This is a genomic window from Mucilaginibacter conchicola, from assembly GCF_003432115.1.
Lineage (GTDB): Bacteria > Bacteroidota > Bacteroidia > Sphingobacteriales > Sphingobacteriaceae > Mucilaginibacter > Mucilaginibacter conchicola.
Genome location: NZ_QWDC01000002.1, coordinates 1,089,262 through 1,107,807, shown reverse-complemented (window position 1 = coordinate 1,107,807; position 18,546 = coordinate 1,089,262). Strand labels below are relative to the sequence as shown.

The 18,546-nt window shown below is 44.3% G+C and carries 18 protein-coding genes; 7 read left to right on the top strand and 11 right to left on the bottom strand.

Features of this window, described 5'->3' with window-relative positions; translation table 11 throughout:
- Positions 1–56 precede the first annotated feature (56 nt).
- Entirely contained in the window at positions 57–593 is a 537-nt protein-coding gene (locus D0C36_RS14745) for a YfiT family bacillithiol transferase (protein ID WP_117392375.1), read from the top strand.
- Here D0C36_RS14745 and D0C36_RS14740 read toward each other — a convergent pair.
- The 4 genes from D0C36_RS14740 to D0C36_RS14725 form a co-directional block, all read right to left on the bottom strand.
- Complete coding sequence (locus tag D0C36_RS14740; protein WP_117392374.1) at positions 590–1,333, bottom strand: lysophospholipid acyltransferase family protein; 744 nt, start codon at positions 1,331–1,333, stop codon at positions 590–592. The genes D0C36_RS14745 and D0C36_RS14740 overlap by 4 nt on opposite strands.
- Before the next feature lie 49 nt (positions 1,334–1,382).
- Positions 1,383–1,943 (bottom strand): NUDIX domain-containing protein, encoded by a 561-nt coding sequence (locus tag D0C36_RS14735; protein WP_117392770.1) that lies wholly within the window; start codon positions 1,941–1,943, stop codon positions 1,383–1,385.
- Positions 1,944–2,076: 133 nt separating this feature from the next.
- The gene (locus D0C36_RS14730; protein ID WP_117392373.1) at positions 2,077–3,051 is read right to left on the bottom strand and encodes a glycoside hydrolase family 43 protein; all 975 of its coding nucleotides are present in this window, start codon (positions 3,049–3,051) and stop codon (positions 2,077–2,079) included.
- A 4-nt stretch (positions 3,052–3,055) separates the two neighbouring features.
- The gene (locus tag D0C36_RS14725) at positions 3,056–3,796 is read right to left on the bottom strand and encodes a YdcF family protein (RefSeq protein ID WP_158557119.1); all 741 of its coding nucleotides are present in this window, start codon (positions 3,794–3,796) and stop codon (positions 3,056–3,058) included.
- A gap of 254 nt (positions 3,797–4,050) precedes the next feature.
- On the opposite strand from D0C36_RS14725, the gene D0C36_RS14720 reads away from it, so the two are divergent.
- Positions 4,051–4,728 (top strand): response regulator transcription factor, encoded by a 678-nt coding sequence (locus D0C36_RS14720; RefSeq protein ID WP_158557118.1) that lies wholly within the window; start codon positions 4,051–4,053, stop codon positions 4,726–4,728.
- A 198-nt stretch (positions 4,729–4,926) separates the two neighbouring features.
- Here the strand turns inward: D0C36_RS14720 and D0C36_RS14715 are convergent, their stop codons facing one another.
- The 4 genes from D0C36_RS14715 to D0C36_RS14700 all read right to left on the bottom strand — a co-directional run bounded on the left by D0C36_RS14715 (position 4,927) and on the right by D0C36_RS14700 (position 9,232).
- Positions 4,927–5,568 (bottom strand): gluconate 2-dehydrogenase subunit 3 family protein, encoded by a 642-nt coding sequence (locus D0C36_RS14715; RefSeq protein WP_117392370.1) that lies wholly within the window; start codon positions 5,566–5,568, stop codon positions 4,927–4,929.
- Positions 5,569–5,572: 4 nt separating this feature from the next.
- Positions 5,573–7,309, bottom strand: coding sequence for a GMC oxidoreductase (locus D0C36_RS14710; protein ID WP_117392369.1), 1,737 nt, complete (start codon positions 7,307–7,309; stop codon positions 5,573–5,575).
- A gap of 32 nt (positions 7,310–7,341) precedes the next feature.
- The gene (locus tag D0C36_RS14705) at positions 7,342–8,016 is read right to left on the bottom strand and encodes a 3-keto-disaccharide hydrolase (RefSeq protein ID WP_117392769.1); all 675 of its coding nucleotides are present in this window, start codon (positions 8,014–8,016) and stop codon (positions 7,342–7,344) included.
- A 214-nt stretch (positions 8,017–8,230) separates the two neighbouring features.
- Complete coding sequence (locus D0C36_RS14700; RefSeq protein WP_117392368.1) at positions 8,231–9,232, bottom strand: hypothetical protein; 1,002 nt, start codon at positions 9,230–9,232, stop codon at positions 8,231–8,233.
- A gap of 167 nt (positions 9,233–9,399) precedes the next feature.
- Between D0C36_RS14700 and D0C36_RS14695 the strand changes: the two genes are divergently transcribed.
- On the top strand, positions 9,400–10,653 hold the full coding sequence (locus D0C36_RS14695) for a DEAD/DEAH box helicase (RefSeq protein ID WP_199502027.1): 1,254 nt from the start codon (positions 9,400–9,402) through the stop codon (positions 10,651–10,653).
- A 259-nt stretch (positions 10,654–10,912) separates the two neighbouring features.
- The gene (locus tag D0C36_RS14690; RefSeq protein WP_117392367.1) at positions 10,913–11,797 is read left to right on the top strand and encodes a TIM barrel protein; all 885 of its coding nucleotides are present in this window, start codon (positions 10,913–10,915) and stop codon (positions 11,795–11,797) included.
- Positions 11,798–11,983: 186 nt separating this feature from the next.
- Here the strand turns inward: D0C36_RS14690 and D0C36_RS14685 are convergent, their stop codons facing one another.
- Entirely contained in the window at positions 11,984–13,384 is a 1,401-nt protein-coding gene (locus D0C36_RS14685; protein WP_117392366.1) for a Gfo/Idh/MocA family oxidoreductase, read from the bottom strand.
- 210 nt (positions 13,385–13,594) lie between these two features.
- Between D0C36_RS14685 and D0C36_RS14680 the strand changes: the two genes are divergently transcribed.
- Positions 13,595–15,499: a beta-N-acetylhexosaminidase gene (locus tag D0C36_RS14680; protein ID WP_117392365.1), complete on the top strand. Its 1,905-nt coding sequence runs from the start codon at positions 13,595–13,597 to the stop codon at positions 15,497–15,499.
- 161 nt (positions 15,500–15,660) lie between these two features.
- Here the strand turns inward: D0C36_RS14680 and D0C36_RS14675 are convergent, their stop codons facing one another.
- Positions 15,661–16,083 carry a hypothetical protein gene (locus tag D0C36_RS14675; RefSeq protein WP_117392364.1) on the bottom strand — a complete coding sequence of 141 codons (423 nt, stop codon included), beginning with the start codon at positions 16,081–16,083 and terminating at the stop codon, positions 15,661–15,663.
- Between the two features lie 141 nt (positions 16,084–16,224).
- Here D0C36_RS14675 and D0C36_RS14670 point away from each other — a divergent pair, with 141 nt between their 5' ends.
- The gene (locus tag D0C36_RS14670) at positions 16,225–16,647 is read left to right on the top strand and encodes a YybH family protein (RefSeq protein WP_117392363.1); all 423 of its coding nucleotides are present in this window, start codon (positions 16,225–16,227) and stop codon (positions 16,645–16,647) included.
- A gap of 39 nt (positions 16,648–16,686) precedes the next feature.
- Positions 16,687–17,373 (top strand): hypothetical protein, encoded by a 687-nt coding sequence (locus D0C36_RS14665; protein ID WP_117392362.1) that lies wholly within the window; start codon positions 16,687–16,689, stop codon positions 17,371–17,373.
- Positions 17,374–17,457: 84 nt separating this feature from the next.
- On the opposite strand, the gene D0C36_RS14660 is transcribed toward D0C36_RS14665, so the two are convergent.
- Complete coding sequence (locus D0C36_RS14660; protein WP_117392361.1) at positions 17,458–18,459, bottom strand: PAS domain S-box protein; 1,002 nt, start codon at positions 18,457–18,459, stop codon at positions 17,458–17,460.
- Positions 18,460–18,546 lie beyond the last annotated feature (87 nt).

Below are 18,546 nucleotides of genomic sequence, written 5' to 3'. Positions count from 1 at the left end.
ATATTCATAAAACGCTAATTTAGGCGCGTTCTATATCCACCCATAAAAATATAACAATGATACTTACCGACGAACAAATGCGCTATCCTATCGGAAAATTTACACCACCCGTGTCATACACCGAACAGGACTACCGCAATTGGATACATGAAATAGCTACTTTACCCGGCCGTGTGCGTGAAGCCATCCTGGGCCTTACTTACGAGCAACTGGACACCCAATACCGCGCCGGCGGCTGGACGCTGCGCCAGGTTGTACACCATTTGGCTGATAGCCACATGAATGCGCTTTGCCGTTTTAAACTGGCGCTTACAGAAGAAAACCCAATCATAAAACCCTACGAAGAGGCAGCCTGGGCCATCCAACCGGATTACCGCCTGCCGGTTGAGCCTTCTTTAAAAATGCTTGAGGGCATTCATCAGCACCTTGTTGCGCTGTTTGAAAGTTTTACCGAAGACCAGTGGAATCGCACCTTTATACATCCTGAATCGGGCGCCGTGATCTCATTAAAACGCAACCTGGCAACATATGCTTGGCATGGCAATCACCACCTGGCGCATTTAACAGAAACCGTAAAAAGGATAAGAAGTTAAGCCTGCAGCTTTTCAACCTTTGCCCTTATGCGGTCTTCGGCCAGTTTAACCAGTTCATCAACCGTACCGGTTGATGGCTCTATTGGCTCAAGCACTTCCCAGGTCATGGGGGTAAAGGTATTTAGCGGATACATGCCATATTGAATCAGTTTCCAGCTATCGGTAATAGCTACCGGCACTAATAAAGCATTGGGGCATTTCTTTAGTAAGGTTGCAATACCTGCCGATTGGAAAGTTTTTACATGCCCGTCTTTAGAGCGTGTTCCCTCAGGGAATATCATAGCACCCCAGTTATTATCTTTCATGCGGGTGCCAAACTTGGATAGCTCCATTATAGAACCGCGGGGGTCTTTACGGTCTATATTAGCACCGCCACCATGGCGAAGGTTGAATGAAATAGAGGGAATGCCTTTTGCCAGTTCAACTTTTGAAACAAACTTGGCGTGGTACTTCCACAGGAAAAAGATCATCGGCGGGATATCGAACAAGCTTTGATGGTTCGCCATAAAAATAATAGGCCGACCAACAGGCAGGTTCTGCTCGTTTTTAAAATGCACGGTGTTACCCGCAAAGTAAACCGATGTTACTAAGAAAAAATTAAGGATATCCACACATCTCTTATGCGCAGCATAACCGCCCAACTTAAGGCAAATCCATTGCAGGGGATGAAAGATCAGCAAAAACAGGAAGAATACCGAAATAGCTATCGGCGAAAGGATGTATCCTAAAAACTTTCTCATAATGAACTTACAAATTTAAGTTTTTTTGAGAAATGGATAAGTGTTTCAGTTATAAAGTGTTCTCTAACTGCATTAACTTTACTTTAAGTATCGCTGCAACAGCAAGGCAATCGGTTATTTCGCCATTGCAAACCATGCGGTAAACCTCATCAAAAGGCACTTTATTTACCATCAGGTCTTCGGTATCCTCGGGCTCAGCCTCAAATTGCTGCAGGCCTTTGGCTACGTACAATATGCATAATTCATCAGTAACAGAGTTTGATAAATGCATCCGTTGAATCTCTTTCCAGTCTGATGCTTTGAGCCCGGTTTCTTCTAATAATTCGCGCTTTGCCGATTCTAAAGGATCAATCCCCAACGGGCCACCACCTTCGGGGATCTCCCAGCTGTATTGGTTCAGCGTAAATCGGTACTGGCCCACCAGATAGGTGTTCATGTCATCATCCAAAGGCAATATACCAATGGCGATGTTCTTATAGTGCACTTTGCCATAAATGCCCGGGTTTCCCGATGGGTTGATCACCTGGTATTCGGTAACGTTTATCCACGGGTTATCATAGATGGGTTGTTCTGATACAATTTTCCAGGGGTTATGGGTGGGGTGTTGCATAGTACCGGAATTAAAAACCATGTCATTGCGATCCGCCGGCTGGCGGAGAAGCAATCTCCTCACACGCTACTCAAACGCGAGGAGATTGCCGCGTCGCTAACGCTCATCGCAATGACATGATTGTATAATGTTCTTACTTTATCTTATTCGCCGTTACACCTTCATTGGTCATTTTAACGGTATTGATGAGGCCGTTTTTATCGAAGGTCATTTTATCTATACAGGTAACGCGGTGGTTGCCATCGGTCTCGCCAAGCGGGCGGCGGTGGTAAACAATGTACCACTCATCTTTGCCGGGCACCTGTATCACCGAGTGGTGGCCTGCGCCGGTAGCAATGGCGGCATCCTGTTGTAAAATAGTTCCTTCTTTTTTAAACGGACCATTAACACTATCGCCGATGGCGTAGGCTACTTTATAGTCGGGACCAGTCCATCCGCCTTCGCTCCACATAAAGTAGTATTTACCCTTACGGATAAACATGATAGGCCCTTCCACATAACCTTTCGGCGTCATTTCGCGGTAAGTTGTGCCATCAGCAAAAGGCTCCAAACCTGTAAAATCGCTTTTTAACCTGGCGATGTTGCAATGCCCCCATCCGCCGTAAATGATGTAGTACTGGCCGTCTTTGTCCTTAAATACAAACTGATCTATAGGTTGGGCGCCGTTCACAATTTTGTCTATCAGGGGTTTGCCCAACAGGTCTTTAAATGGGCCTTCGGGTTTATCGGCAACTGCCACACCTATACCACCGGTCTCATTGTTGTTCTGGATATCGTTAGCTCCAAAGAAGAAGTAGTATTTGTTATCCTTTTTAACAATGGCAGGTGCCCACATGGCGCGTTTGGCCCATTTTACGTTTGATGAATCGAGCACGTTATCATGCTTCGTCCAGTTCACCAAATCGGGCGACGAAAAGGCGTCAAAATGTACTTGTTTGTTGTAGGGTGCCGAGTAAGTAGGATATACCCAATACTGTTTACCAAAAATGGCAGCTTCGGGGTCGGCATACCATCCTTCAGCAATGGGGTTACCTGATGTTTTTTTTTGCGCAACGCCTTGCTGGGCAATCCCAGCAATGGCTAATAAGCCTAATAATAGTTTTTTCATACGTTTATCTTACTAATGCTACAACGTAGCCAATAACTTCTTTAATATATAAATTCCACAGTTCAATGGCATCAGCATTGGGGATTATAGCCTCGGTGCTAAAATGTTTTGTCTCCAAATAATTGCAAGGATAAGGAATAACCTCGATGTTATGTTTCTTAAATATCAAAGCCGCCCTGCGCACATGAAAAGCAGAAGTAACTAATAAATAAGGCCCTTTAAGACCGCTTTTTTGCAAAAGTACTTTGGAAAATTTTGCATTCTCGTCGGTATTTCGGGCATTGCTGTCTAAAAGCACCAAGCTATCGGCAACTCCCGATTGCCTGAATGCCTTTTTCACAAAACTTACTTCGTTAAATTTATCAGGATACAGACTGGCGTTTCCGCCGGTAAAAAGTATGCGGCCTGCGGTGCTATCTTTTAAAAGGTTAACAGCTGTATAATACCGGTTACCGGCCCAGTTAAAGAATCCATTGCCGGTTTCGTCCTCAGAAACAAAACCTCCTAAAAGAATAATGGCACTGTATTTTTTGCCGGATAATTGCGCAGGGGCCTTATCCCATAGCCGGGCAAAACCATCAGCAGTAGTTCTTATCGAGAACAAGTAAAATACAATTATGCCGGCTATCAATGCCTTTTGCTTCTGTTTACCTTTACGCGTTATAGCGGCATAAACAAATAATGCAAATGCCCAAAACAGCGGCATGGCAAATGCTAAAAGCACCTTAGAAAGGATAAAGTACATACTGCCGCAAAATAGCATTTTTTACAATAATGCGCCCAGCAATACCACAAATGTAGTATTGCGAAATACTGTGTTGCGGTAGTATCTTAGCTGTTACAACTAAACCTACACAATGAAACGATTTTTTACCCTGGCATTTATGGCTCCGGCGGCGGGTTCAGTTTCTAATAGTTAATATAACTTATGGTACAAAGACGCAGCCAAGGCGGCTTTGTTATTTTTAATTTATCTTTAAACAAAACAGGGTGATGACCATGAGCAGTATACGGGTTGCTATTGTTGATGATAAGCGATTGTTGCGCGAGGCGCTTGTTAACAATATTGCCAATTACAAAGAAATAGAAGTTGTTTTGCAGGCCGGCGACGGGATGGATTTTCTGAATGACCTTGCCGGGCTACGTGCCGAAGACCGCCCCCAAGTGGTGCTAATGGATATTGAGATGCCCGTTATGAATGGCATTGAAGCGGTAATGATAGCTAAAGACCGCTATCCTGATATGCATTTCCTGATGCTTACTGTTTTTGATGACGATGATAAATTGTTTGATGCCATTAAAGCCGGGGCAGATGGTTATTTGCTGAAAGATGAAAAGGTATCAAATATTGTAAAGGCCATTGCCGAGATAGTACACGAGGGCGGTGTGCCCATGTCGCCACGGATAGCCCGGAAAGCGCTGGGCCTGTTGCGCAATAAACCAGAGACTGTTGAGCCAGCCAGTCCTGCGGCAGACAATGAATACGCCCTCTCTGCCCGCGAAATGGAAATCCTGAACCGTATTGTTGATGGGTTAAACTACCAGGAAATTGGCGAGCGCCTATTCATTAGCCCGCATACGGTGCGCAAACATATCGCTAATATTTACGAGAAGTTGCATGTATCAAACAAGGCATCGGCTATAAAAGTAGCTACGCAGAAGAAGTGGTTTAATTAGAGCTCCTTCCAAACACAATGTCATTTCGAGCGAGCTTGCGGTGGTATCGAGCGCGCGGGGCGACGAGAAATCTTCTGCATGCGATACTTACGGCGGAGAAGATTTCTCCTCGCTGTCGCTCGTTCGAAATGACATAATTATAGAGTACAAAAAAGGCAAACCTTTCGGTTTGCCTTTTTAATATCAGGATATATCCAATTATATCGTCACGTTCTCCATACCGTATTGTTTCAATACATCGACTGGTACGCCTGTCCATTTGTTTGGGGCATTCCCGGCATAGCCAACATCTTTCGTGCCCATCTCGCTGCTCCAGAAACCTGAGGCGGTAAGGTTACGCATCAAACTGAAAAACTTAACACCTTGTGCAACCTCTGCTTTGGCAGTAGATGGATAAGCTATTTGGTCTAACAGTTCTGTTTGTTGCTTGCTGCTGCATTTGATGAACGGGTTGCCGTAGTGGTTTAAGCAATACAGGTCAACCCATTTAAGGCCGCCACGCATTGGTAGTTTATGTGATGGCATATCCTTCACAATAAACTCGATAAACTCGGGCACTTTGGCATCAGATGCACTGCCGGAGTGCTCATCTTTTGGGATAATGATATCTGCCAGCACAGTGATAGTAGCCATCTCGTGCTCGTCAAAGTATTTCTCTTCTTTTAACTTATTCTCACGTTCAACCTCTTCGGGCATACGGCCGGGTACAGCTTCCTGTTTGCCGCCGGCTGCAGCAGTATCTGCTTTTTTGTCCTCGCCGGTTTTACAACCTACGCCAACCAAAAGGCCCGTGCTAAGGGTTCCTAAACCTAATGCTTTAAGGGAGTCTCTTCTGTTCATAAGGCTATACGTTTAGTTTTTTACGTTGTGATAAAATGTATTCTGCAGTACGCATGCTTAGCGCAAGGATGGTCCAGGTGGCGTTTTTATCACCTTGCTGAACAAACGGAGCGGCATCAACCACAAACAGGTTGTTACAGTCATGCGCCTGGCAGTATTTGTTAAGGGCCGATTTTTTAGGATCATCGCCCATACGCACCGTACCCACCTCGTGGATGATCTTGCCTGGTGCCTCTAAACCGTAGTTGGTTTCGGGGCCTTGCATTTTACCATGGATAGCGCCCATATTGTGCAGTACCTCTTCAAAAGTTTCTTGCATGTGTTTGGCTTGGGCAATCTCGTCGTTTGTCCATTTGTAGTGGAAACGCAATACAGGGATACCGTATTTATCAACCACACCATCAGGGTCTATCTCGCAATAGTTATCGGCACGGGCAATGGCTGTACCACGGCCGGCCATACCTACCTGCGTACCAAAGAAACGGCGATAATCATCTTTTAATCCAGCGCCGTAACCGCCGCCTGGTTTTTGCTTACCATCGCGGCCCGGAACGGCACCGTTCATATTCTCTATACCCCAGCCAAAGCCATAAGTTGGCATGTGCATACCGCCACCGTACTCGATGTGGTAACCACGTGGGAAATTCAGTTTTTTGTTATCTAACCACCAAGGCGAGTAGATGTGCACACTGCCCACACCATCCTCGTTATAGCGCTTGCGGTCCATCAGCTGCGGAAGAAAACCACCCGCGCTTGAACCTGTACTATCATGAATGTATTTACCAACTACACCGCTGCTGTTGGCCAAACCACCCGGGTGTGCGGCTGATTTTGAGTTAAGCAACAAACGTGCAGATTCGCCCGCACTGGCTCCCAGGATAACTATTTTGGCGTTTACCTGGTACTCCTGCATATCTTCGCGGTTAACATAAGATACGCCGGTAGCTTTACCTTCTTTATCGGTTAATACCTCGCGCACCATGGCGTTGGTGATCAGCTTAAGATTGCCGGTTTTTAATGATGGGATTACCAAACATGATGATGCCGAGAAATCGCCATACACTTTACAGCTACGGCCACATTGCCCGCAGTAGAAACATGCACCACGGTCTTTGTTATCTTTAAGTGCTTCTGTCAAAACAGAGCCACGACCGGTAATCACCTTAACGCCCGCTTTGGTAGCGCCTTGTTTAATGAACAGTTCATTTAAACGCGGTTTTGGCGGCGGAAGGAAGATACCATCCGGTTCGCTTTCAATATTTTCTACCGTACCGTAAACACCTATCATGCGGTCAACACGGTCGTAGAACGGTTTAAGGTCATCATAAGTGATAGGCCACGGATCGGTTAAACCATCTTTGGGCTTAAAGTCATCAGGCCCCATACGTAATGATATACGACCCCAGTGATTGGTACGGCCGCCCAGCATACGCGCGCGGAACCACTCAAACTCGGTACCATCCTTAGTAGTATATGGCTCGCCATCCAATTGCCAGCCGCCGTAAGCAGCATCAAAATCACCAAACGGACGGGTTGTACCAGCACCACGGCGGGCAGATTCCCATGCCCATTTTAACTGGTGCGAATCTGTTTTCGGATCGAAATAAGCACCAGCCTCAAGCATCAGTACTTTTAAGCCGGCATGCGCCAGTACGTAACCGGCCATACCACCACCGGCGCCCGAGCCTACAACAATAGCGTCGTAAACCGTGCCGGTCTTTTTTATCTGAAGATCTTCCATTTATATGTCGAACTATAAATTAAGAGAGTAAATTACAAAGTTTTAAGCTTGATGTTCTTGTACGATACAACAGCACCGTGCGATTGCAAAGCGATGTGTCCTTTTGGATATTTAGCAAAATCTTTCCAGGTTTTAAATTTGCTGTTATTGATCAGCTCGGTCCACTCGGGGCTACCCATTTGTACGTTGATCACTTCTTTGCCATTCAGCCAGAAAATAAGGTGACCGTTTTCTTTATGGATCTTAGCGGTATTCCACTGGCCTGCCGGTTTTGCAGCATCAGCCGGGGCGGCTTTCATATCATATAATGAACCTGCTAAGTGATTAGCTTTTTTATTGTCTTCGGCTTTCTCGTTATCTAAAACCTGCATCTCTATCCCAGATAGGTAAGTAGCGCCCAAAGCAGGATCTTCGTGCACGCCGAAAATAATACCGCTGTTCCCGCCTTCGGCAATTTTCCAGTCGATAGAAAGTTCGTAGTTTTCGTATTCAGCATCGGTAACCAGATCAGCCTGGTTAGGTGCTTTAGGGTCTAACTGTAAAGCGCCGTCAACAACGCTCCACGGGCCCGCATCTTGTTTTAAGTAGGCATGCCAGCCATTAGTAGTTTTACCATCAAACAGGCTTTGAGTGCCTTTTTTTGATTGTGCAAATGATGCGTACTGTAACGTTGCTACAGCAAGAGTGCTCAAAATAAGTTTTTTCATATTCATGCAGATTGCAACAGCACAGTTAGGTGCTGCCGGTTTATTTTAGTGCGTGTAAATCTAACATTTATTTTAATTGCTGCTGTAATAACGCAGTTTGTCAATCAAAATTTTTACAGTTTAGAATTGTTCTTGAATACTGATACACTCCACTAAAAACAAGGGTTTGAGCACCCTTTACTGCAAACTGCCAACCGGCCACTACAAACTCACACTACTTGCTAAACAGGAAATTCAACCCCGAGGCTATGCCCAGCTGCATGTAGAAATAGTTGTCCTGGAAATAGATATTGTAATCGTCCTGCCCGCGATAGCCGGCGCCAACCAAAAAGGCTGCGTTATGCATAAACGGGAACTGGTAGTAATATTTTAAGCTGGCATTTAAGCGTTTACCCAAATCGGTAGCGGCATAACCTGTTTTACCGGCAATGTAGGTAAAATCAAACTGCAGGCGCTGCCAGTTTCTAAAGTCAGATTTATTGGGGTCAATATCGTCCTGGTAGCGTTTGGCCAGGTTGTGGATGTAGGTACCATTAACACGCACAAAACCGTAATGGCCCGGCAGGCCCAGAGAGGCACCGCCACCATCGTCAAATAAAGAACGGTGCATTTCTATCCCAAGGGTTCCAAATTGGTTTAGGATAGTATTTGGCTTATCGGTTCGTTTACCAAGCGTATAATTCACCTGTATAAAATCGGTACTGAATTTGCCGCTGTCCACATTTACGCTTCCATCGGTATTTAGAGAAGGCCCGCGGATACCGTTGGAGTGGTGTGTATATGATGCTGATATATATTGCGGATGATAAGCATCATTATTTAACCGGTAGTACAGGTTTAAGCCCGGCATATAGCTTGGCGATTTTACCGGGTTACCATATTCTTTCAGCAACCTCACTTTAACCCTTGCCGACACATCAACAAACAAGCGCGATCGCGGTGAACTCAGCAATACAAAGTGTGTATTTACATCGCCAACCAATAAAGTTTTATTAGGCTGAAAAAACTCCTGCCCTAAAAATGCCGGCGACAGGTTCTGGATATAGATATTATTAAAATCGCGGTTAAGGATGCGGGTTGCCACTTTGCTGCTATCAACAGGTAGCGTAACACGGCCTGTATCAGTCCCGGCTGCTACGGCTTTTTGATATGGAAATGCCAGTGCCAAAATGGCTATTAATACAGAATACAGGTAGGTTCGTAGATGTTTAAGCATATTAAATAATTACCTTCAGTAATAAACGTGAATGCGTTTTGTTTGGATTGTTACGCATTTGTAGTATTTAACAGTTGCCAAATGTATAGCACCTATTAACATTGTAAAGTAAAAACAAGCTTAAGCGGCATTTTTTGCTACCTTGCAGGCATACGTTTAACAATAGAGTGACATTTCAGGATTTTAATTTCGACGAACAACTTTTAGAGGGTGTTTTAAGCATGGGCTTTAATACCCCTACCCCAATACAATCAATGGCCATTCCGGTTATCATGAATGGCGACGACCTGATAGCTTGTGCACAAACAGGCACGGGCAAAACCGCGTCATATTTGCTCCCTGTTTTAGATAACATCTGCAAAACACATAAACACCACACCACTGCTTTAATATTGGCACCAACCCGCGAGTTGGCACAACAGATAGACCAGCAGGTAGAAGGTTTGGCCTATTTCTCGGGCGTAAGTTCGCAGGCTGTTTTTGGCGGCGGCGATGGTATGGCCTATGAACAACAACGCCGCGGTATCGAAAACAATGTAAACATCATCATAGCAACACCAGGTAGATTGATAGCCCATCTTACATCGGGCGTGTTAAAGATGAACCACATTACCCATTTGGTTTTAGACGAAGCCGACCGTATGCTGGATATGGGTTTCCATGACGATATTATGCGGATAGTAAATTATCTGCCTAAAAAACGCCAAACGCTGTTATTCTCGGCTACCATGCCGCAGCGCATCCGCAAGCTGGCTAACGCCATATTGCATGAGCCACAGCAGATCAATATCGCTATTTCGCAACCTGCTGCCGGGATAGATCAGCAGATCTACCGCCTGCACGATCAGCAAAAAACGCCTTTGTTAAAGCTGATACTGAAAGAGGGTTACCAAAGCTCTATCATCTTTGCATCCCGCAAGGAAATTGTGAAATCGCTTTTTAAGGAACTGAAGGCTGCCCATATCAACACTGCTGCATTCCACTCAGATCTGGAACAGAAAGAGCGAGAGGAAATTTTGCTTCGCTTTAAGAACAGGCAGTTGCCGGTTATTATTGGTACCGATGCCCTATCGCGCGGTATTGATGTTGAGGGTATCGACCTGGTAGTGAATTACGATGTACCACCTGATCCGGAAGATTATGTTCACCGCATTGGCCGTACGGCACGCGCGGCAACAACCGGTACCGCCATCACCTTCGTTAACAACCGCGATCTGCGCCGTTTAAAAAGTATCGAGGAGCTGATTGAGCGCCCTATTACAGAGAAAGAATTACCGGAAAGCCTGAAAGGTATTGAGCCGATAAAAGAAGACCGCTCTGACAGGCACGATGATAAGAGAAGAGGCGGCCGCCGCAACGACCGTCGTTTCGGTAAAAAGAAACCACCGAGACCTGCAGGTGGTGAAAGTAAACCGGCATAAGAAATTTACAAACAAGGCACAGTGATTTAATCATTGTGCCTTGTTTGTTTAATTACCCCTGCTGCCCGTGTTGGTGTTGTCACCAACACGAAGCTATGCAGATCAATAATTGTTGGTGACAACACCAACAATGGCGTGGAGACTCCTTGTTATTTAAGCCAAACCAGCTAAAATTTTAAACCTTTTTATTTTTCCGGTGTCTATTTGTTTTAAAACACCAATGTGTTACATTTACACAACCAATTAAAAAAACCAGATAATGACATCAAGACGCTCGTTCCTTAAAAGCAGTGCAATGCTATCGGCAGGCCTGTTAATGGCTCCTGAATTATTTGCAGCTAAAAAGAAAAAATACATAGGCGTACAGCTTTACACCGTACGTGATGCAATGGCTAAAGACCCTGTGGGTACTTTAGGCAAAGTTGCTAAAGTAGGCTTTAACTCGGTTGAGGGTGCTACTTATACCGGCACGCAGAAATTTTACGGAATGGAGCCTGCCGAATTTAAAAAGGTGCTGGGCGATAACGGCCTGATAATGCCAAGCGGACACTTTATGTTGGGCGAAGGCATGCCTGATACCAAAGGCACTATTGTTAACGACTGGCAAAAAGCGGTTGACGATGCCGCAGCGGTTGGCCTTAAATACATGGTTTGCGCTTACCTGCTGGATAGCGAACGCGGAACACTTGATCACTATAAAGAAACTGCCGAGAAACTAAACAAAGGTGGCGAGATAGCTAAAAAAGCCGGCATACAGCTTTGCTACCACAACCACGATTTTGAGTTTGCATCACAAGATGGTAAATACCCGTACGATGTATTGCTGGATTCAACCGATGCCGATTTGGTAAAAATGGAGATGGACATTTACTGGATGTACCGCGCAAAGCAAGACCCTATTGCGATGTTTGAGAAACACCCGGGCCGTTTCCCGCTATGGCACGTAAAAGATATGGATAACACCCCTAAACAAATGTTTACCGAAGTTGGTAACGGTGTTATTCCGTTTAAAAAGATATTTGCCCATGCAAAAACTGCGGGCTTAAAGTATTTCTTTAACGAGCAGGATATTTGCCCAGGCGATCCGTTTGTAAGCATTACTAAAAGCTACAACTACATTAAGGCAAACCACTTCCACGTGTAACTATTGATTGAACACTTATAAAAGTAAAGCCGGCCGCTGAGAAGCGCCCGGCTTTTTTGTTTGGTACAAATTCGTCATTGCGAGGAGCATAGCGACGTGGCAATCCCCTACTTACAGAGCGGCTCTGCTTATCGGGGATTGCCACGTCGCCTTCGGCGTCCTCGCAATGACGGGAAAGTGGCGATGTTACACCAATTTCATATTCTCCGCATCCCAACGGATAACTTTCTTCTGGAAATAGCTATCGTTACAGGCCAGTGCCGGAGCTGCTGCCCTAAAACCGAATACAGCATCTTCCACAATTGGTTTACCGGTGCGGATAGCATCAAAGAAATTGGTCATGTGGTCAATGTTTGCGCTATAGTCTTCAGGGGCTCGATAAACTATCGGCTCTGATTTAGGAGCTTCCTGCTGGGCTTTTGTCCAGCGCTGGTTGTAAGCCGCCAGTAGTTTCTTTTGCTCTGCCTCCGGGTAGGTTTCTAATGAATCCCAACCACCAATGCCCGGCGCATCAGTAATATGGTTTTTACGGATGCTGAAACTTTCGCCTTCTCCGCCCAGGTCCATTACACCTTCAGAGCCTATAATTTTTGTTGTGCCGTAATCACCCTCGCCGCTTACAAAGTTCACACGAAGTGTTACCTGGAAAGCCGGATGCTCTTTTGTTTCGCCGTACTGGATAACTGCACTCATTACATCGGGCACGTTACGGCCATCTTTCCAGTAATCTAAAGCACCTATCGAGAAAATGGTCTCGGGCCCTTTTGAACCGGTTATAAAATGGATACCGCTTAACAAGTGAACGAACAAGTCACCGGCAACTCCGGTACCATACTCGCGGTAATTTCTCCAACGGAAGAAACGCAGCGGGTCAAAATCATGCTTCTCATTTGGCGGTGCCGTAGCCTGGAAACGCGCCCAGTCTACATTTTGTATGTTACCGTCCATCGGCAGTGTGTATTGCCATGCCCCCAATCCGCTGTTGCGATTAAACGATGCTTCGATAGAGTTGATCTTTCCTATTGCTCCGGCCTCATACATCTCCTTCGCTTTGCGATAAGCAATACTGCTTACACGCTGGCTGCCCACCTGGAAAACCGCTTTAGTTTCTTTCTGCACGCGGATCTCCTCAAGGCCCTGGCTTATTTTATGCACCATTGGTTTCTCGCTATATACAGCCTTGCCTTTGCGCATGGCATCAATGGCTATCTGGCTGTGCCAGTTATCGCTGGTAGCTACAATTACGGCATCTATATCTTTACGCTCCAGTATCTCGCGGTGATCCATGGTTGTGAACAGGTCTTTACCGTACACCTCTTTTGAACGGGCAAGGCGGCCTTTGTACAAGTCGCACACACCCACCAGCTCTACCCCCGGAACTGCCAATGCCGCGCGGGTATCATTAAAGCCCATAATGCCCATACCTATGGTAGCAATGCGCACTTTATCATTAGGGCTAACGCGCTTTTTATCGCGTAGTATACGTACTTCGTTCTCTTGTTTTGCGGCAAAACTGTTAAGTGAGGCAGAGGTCAGTAATACTGAGGTGCCCAGATGTTTCAGAAACTTCCTGCGGTCTGTAGACATAGCTTAGTTGTTATTAATGGTTGATAGCTGTTGAGAGCAGCTGTTGGTTTATCAATGGCAATTTAAATAAAAAAACCAATTTCCAATATTTGCAGTTATATAATATTCAGGCACTTATTGGCGCAATCTTTAAGTATAAAAAACTTTTTAAATAATATTAAAAAGTTATAACTTGCATATCATCCACAAACCAAAACTCAACAAACCTATATGAAGAAATTTTCCCTATTGGTATTGTCATGCCTGCTGGCACCGGCTGTTTTTGCACAAACACCAACCAGCACTTTTGCAATAATACCCGAGCCGGTAAAAACCACCGCGCACACCGGCCAGTTCATTTTACCTAAAGAGATTACCGTACAAGCTCCTCTTACTACTAAGATGACACCGGTGCTTGATCTCATCAAAAGTAAATTCTCAACAGCTACCGGTAAAATGGTGCACGTAAAAGCATCTGCCCCTACCGCAGCTATTAAATTAGTGCTTAATACCACGCCTGATAATGTTATAGGGCAGGAAGGTTATTACCTGTCGTCAAAAACACATGGTGTTACTATAAAAGCCAATACCGAAGCCGGTTTATACTATGGCTTGCAAACTTTATTCCAGCTGTTGCCTAAAGAGATAGAGGGTAAAGAGGTTGCTAAAAATGTAAAATGGACCGTACCGGCAGTTGACATTACCGACTATCCACGTTTTGCCTGGAGAGGATTAATGTTAGATGTATCTCGCCACTTCTTCACTAAAAAAGAAGTAATGAGCTATATAGATAACATGGCTAAGTACAAGCTTAACCTGTTTCACTGGCATTTGACTGATGATGAAGGATGGCGCGTGGAGATCAAGAGCTTCCCTAAGTTAACCACGGTTGGCGCTTACAATATTAAACGCGAAGGCGAGTTTGGTAATTTTGCCCCGCCAAGACCAGGCGAGCAACGCAACTACGGTGGTTTTTATACTCAGGATGATATCCGCGAGGTAGTAAAATATGCGCAGCAGCGTTTTGTGAATATTATGCCCGAGGTTGATGTACCGGGCCACAGTTTAGCGGCTGTTGCATCATACCCAGAGCTTTCGGCCACTGCCGGTGCTGATAAATACACTGTTCGTTATGGTGAGAAAATTATGGACTGGTCTAAACCGGGCCACCCTGCCATTGTTGATAATACCCTTAACCCTGCGGGCGAGTTCACTTACCAGTTTCTGGACAAGGTTGTTGGCGAGTTGGCACAGCTTTTCCCGTTCCAGTACATCCACATGGGTGGCGACGAATGTGCTAAAAACTTTTGGGAGCAAAGCGACCAGGTAAAAGCGCTGATGGCTAAAGAAAACCTGAAAACGCAGGAAGAAGTACAAAGTTATTTTGAGAAACGTGTAGAAAAGATAGTAGAATCAAAAGGCAAGAAGTTTTTGGGTTGGGATGAGATACTGGAAGGTGGCATTGGCCCTAACGCTGCTTTAATGAGCTGGAGAGGTGTTAAAGGCGGTATAGAGGCTGCAAACCTTGGCCACGAGGTAGTGATGAGCCCAACTACCTACGTTTACCTCGACTACATGCAAAGCGACCGCGTAATGGAACCGCATGTTTATGCATCATTACGTTTAAGCAAAACTTACGAGTTTGACCCTGTTCCGGCTGGTGTTAATGCCAAACTGATAAAAGGCGGACAAGCCAACTTATGGACAGAGCAAGTGTACAACATCCGCCAGGTGGAGTATATGACATGGCCACGTGGTTTTGCACTGGCAGAGAGCGTATGGTCGCCGGCGGCTAAAAAGAATTTTGATACCTTCTTTGGTAAAGTAGAGAAACACTTCGCACGTTTTGATGAGGCCGAAACCAAATACGCGCCAAGTGCTTACGACCCAGATTTTAAAGTTGGCCGCAACGCAGATAGTACATTAAATGTTACGCTAACCAACGAGGTAAAAGGCCTGGATATTTACTACAGCTTTGATAACTCATACCCGGATAGATTTTATCCTAAGTACATTGGTGTGTTAACCGTACCGATTGATGCCACACAATTAAAGGTAATCACCTACCGTGGCAAACAGCCTGTAGGCCGCATGATCAGCATGCCGATATCTGAATTGAAAAGCAGATTGAAGTAAGAAGAATTTATAAATAAGAAAAGCCGCTAAAAGCGGCTTTTCTTATTTATACCCACGTCATTGCGAGGAGCAACAGCGACGTGGCAATCTCTTCAGGATGAGCCTCTCTGTATAGTTCGGAGATTGCTTCGTTCCTCGCAATGACGCGTTTTGATGTATGATTAGTTAAGCCTTTTCATCCTCGAGAATGGATACCCGCCGCAGCCTTTTTTTGGATTTTGCCTATCAGCTTTGGCGGTGCTTTCGGCAATGGCATCTGTTTTGGCGTCATAAACAGAAAGGCAAAAACCCCACTTCCATGGCTCCATATTACTGAACTGCATATAATCAATACGGGTATACAAGCCGCCTTCGCCCGGGTTTTGGGCATCGTTACGGGCTACTATGTATTGCTCTTTTGTATTCCATTTTATAATATGGTATTTACTGCGGGGCTGTTGTATCCAAAGGGTATCGTTGATAGAATACTTAATACCATAATCGTCTGCAAAATTTCCTTTGAACAGATCTGGAACCTTACTTTGCTGTTGCGGAGCAAAAAACGAAACAAATGCTATTAATGTGGATATATATACAGAAAGCATAAACTTACAATTTAATACTATTTACAGGCACTTGTGCTAAGTTAAGAACAACAATATACTTCTTAAAGGCCAACTGTACAACAAGCGATATATGCAGTATAGGTGTAAATACAACTCCCCTAACATTTGTATATTAGGCCTATGAAGAAACTCATCATCTGCTGCTTTTTAATACTCTCAGTTATTTTTGTTAAAGCGCAAGACCGCCAGGCGATACTAAAAGTAATGGAAACATCACGCCAGGCCTGGAACAAAGGCGACCTGGAAACCTTTATGCACTGTTACTGGAAATCAGACTCGGTAATGTTTGTGAGCCCAACCGGCCCTACTTTCGGCTACGCCAACACGCTGAAGAACTATCAGCAAACCTATGCTAAATCTAAAACCAACATGGGCACTCTTACCTACGCCATAAAAAAAGTTGAGATCATAAACAAAGACAACGCATTTGTTTACGGTGGCTGGCATTTGAAATATAAAACCAGTTCATCAACAGGCTACTACACGCTATGGTTTAAAAAGATAAACGGAGCGTGGAAGATAGTTGTCGATCACTCGAGCTGAGAGAACTTTGAACAGATCTATCAGATAAAGGACTAAAATATGCCTAAAGCCTTAAAAATTATCTCATTCGGGTTAGCAATCTCGATTGGCTTCGCTGAATGCAAAAACAAAGCCTCAAAAAGTAACGCAAAAGAATTTGAAGGGATAATTACATATCACGAGGTAATTAAAGATAGGGATAGCCTTTTTAATTTAGAGGATACCGTACAATTGTTTTACTCACACGGTAATTACGTTAGCCTTCACTCTTATAGATTGCCGAGTTTTCATTTGGTTAAAGATTATTACTTCAAAGATGGGCCTTTAAGATTACTACTTTTCAATAATTCAGACACTTTACGCAAACTACAATTAAATAACCCAAAAGAAAGATTGGAGAAGTTCAGCGTTAATAAGATAAACGACAAGATACTTTCGCAGCCGTGTGAAGAAATTAATCTTACTACGAGTTTCGCCGAAAAGGACTCGAAAACATACACCGATTTTACGTTTGTATTTTCCAGAGATTACTTAAGTGTAAATAAAGAAGATTTTAAAAATTGGCGCTTGGGTTTCTTCAATAAAGTGGTTACCGAGTCTGGGGAATTTTATTTAAAGCTGAAAGCGGTACATTATGATAGCTCACACAAAAATATTTTATCAAGTAAAACCTATGACGTGATTTCGGTGAAAAAGCAGGCTATCGATCCAAAGATGTTTGAAATTGATGAAGATAAAATTAAATAATAACTTGAGTTAAAGAAGCAAATCGGCATTTAGCCTTATAACCAAATGCCGATTTTTATTCTTATTAAACGATCAAAGGTTGCTTTAGCTTTTTGCCTGCTTTAACGCATCACGTTCTTTAATAACGCGTGCCAGTTCTTGCGTGCGTTCTTGTAACAATTGCTCCAAATAGGTTTTATTTTCTAATAACTCGGCTTTTATACGCCTGTTTTCTATTGCAAGGTTGGCAAAGCGGGCTCCGTATGTTATTCTTTGCAGATCTTTATCCGCTGGTGTTTGAGGTTCGCTATGGTAAATTGCAAACGTACCTACCAGTTCTCCTCTTGCTGATATAATGGGTTGCGACCAGCATGAGCGTACTCCGGCCCTAAAAGCAAGATCTTTATAGTCGGCCCAATATGGGTGGGTGGCTATATCCTCAACGCAAACCAATGTTTTAGAAAATGCAGCGGTTCCGCATGAACCTACGCCTTCAGCAGCGGTTACTCCATTGGTTGCCTGATTATAAAAATCGGGCATACCGGGTGCTGCACCAAAATTTAGTGTGTTAGTTTTTTTATCGTAAAGTTGGATTGTACAAATACAGTTGGGTGCTTCTTCTTCTATTGATCTTACAATCGCATTCAAAATGGTATATATATCGGCATCAATAGCCAACAGTTCTAATATGCGCACGCGGTTACGCTCTCTAAGCCTTAACAAATTACGCTCGCTTACATCTTTTACGGTACACTCATAGAAAGCTTCGCCTGCTTTATCAAAGCATCTGTAATATATTTCTACCGCAAAAATACTGTTATCTTTTTTGCGAAAATCGCGCTGCAGGATAAGCGAATTTGATGTGAGAAAATTTGCCCAGCCTTTTTGTGTTGAAATTGTTTGCAAGCCTGCTTCAAGGTCGGCAATGTTCATCTGCAACAGTTCGGGTTTGGTGTATCCTAACATCCGGCAAGCTTCATTGTTGGCTTCTAATAAATTTCCACTCTCATCATGTATCAGGATGCTATCAGAGTTGGTTTCAAAATAAGATGCATATTGTTGTGATCCCCCGGCAGAAGAAAGCGGGGAGTTGCTATTTGTAGTCATGTGTTTGTACCAGCTTAATAATTAGTAAGTTAACCTTTTTACAATAGCGTACAAAACAATTGTTATTCCATAATGGTTTAAACGCGT

Coding starts and splice junctions, on each gene's coding strand:
- D0C36_RS14675 (WP_117392364.1), bottom strand. CDS start 16,083: ATGCTTTCTGTATATATATCCACATTAATAGCATTTGTTTCGTTTTTT.
- D0C36_RS14690 (WP_117392367.1), top strand. CDS start 10,913: ATGACATCAAGACGCTCGTTCCTTAAAAGCAGTGCAATGCTATCGGCA.
- D0C36_RS14715 (WP_117392370.1), bottom strand. CDS start 5,568: ATGAACAGAAGAGACTCCCTTAAAGCATTAGGTTTAGGAACCCTTAGC.
- D0C36_RS14685 (WP_117392366.1), bottom strand. CDS start 13,384: ATGTCTACAGACCGCAGGAAGTTTCTGAAACATCTGGGCACCTCAGTA.
- D0C36_RS14745 (WP_117392375.1), top strand. CDS start 57: ATGATACTTACCGACGAACAAATGCGCTATCCTATCGGAAAATTTACA.
- D0C36_RS14720 (WP_158557118.1), top strand. CDS start 4,051: ATGAGCAGTATACGGGTTGCTATTGTTGATGATAAGCGATTGTTGCGC.
- D0C36_RS14665 (WP_117392362.1), top strand. CDS start 16,687: ATGCCTAAAGCCTTAAAAATTATCTCATTCGGGTTAGCAATCTCGATT.
- D0C36_RS14670 (WP_117392363.1), top strand. CDS start 16,225: ATGAAGAAACTCATCATCTGCTGCTTTTTAATACTCTCAGTTATTTTT.
- D0C36_RS14725 (WP_158557119.1), bottom strand. CDS start 3,796: ATGTACTTTATCCTTTCTAAGGTGCTTTTAGCATTTGCCATGCCGCTG.
- D0C36_RS14735 (WP_117392770.1), bottom strand. CDS start 1,943: ATGCAACACCCCACCCATAACCCCTGGAAAATTGTATCAGAACAACCC.
- D0C36_RS14680 (WP_117392365.1), top strand. CDS start 13,595: ATGAAGAAATTTTCCCTATTGGTATTGTCATGCCTGCTGGCACCGGCT.
- D0C36_RS14740 (WP_117392374.1), bottom strand. CDS start 1,333: ATGAGAAAGTTTTTAGGATACATCCTTTCGCCGATAGCTATTTCGGTA.
- D0C36_RS14660 (WP_117392361.1), bottom strand. CDS start 18,459: ATGACTACAAATAGCAACTCCCCGCTTTCTTCTGCCGGGGGATCACAA.
- D0C36_RS14710 (WP_117392369.1), bottom strand. CDS start 7,309: ATGGAAGATCTTCAGATAAAAAAGACCGGCACGGTTTACGACGCTATT.
- D0C36_RS14730 (WP_117392373.1), bottom strand. CDS start 3,051: ATGAAAAAACTATTATTAGGCTTATTAGCCATTGCTGGGATTGCCCAG.
- D0C36_RS14705 (WP_117392769.1), bottom strand. CDS start 8,016: ATGAAAAAACTTATTTTGAGCACTCTTGCTGTAGCAACGTTACAGTAC.
- D0C36_RS14700 (WP_117392368.1), bottom strand. CDS start 9,232: ATGCTTAAACATCTACGAACCTACCTGTATTCTGTATTAATAGCCATT.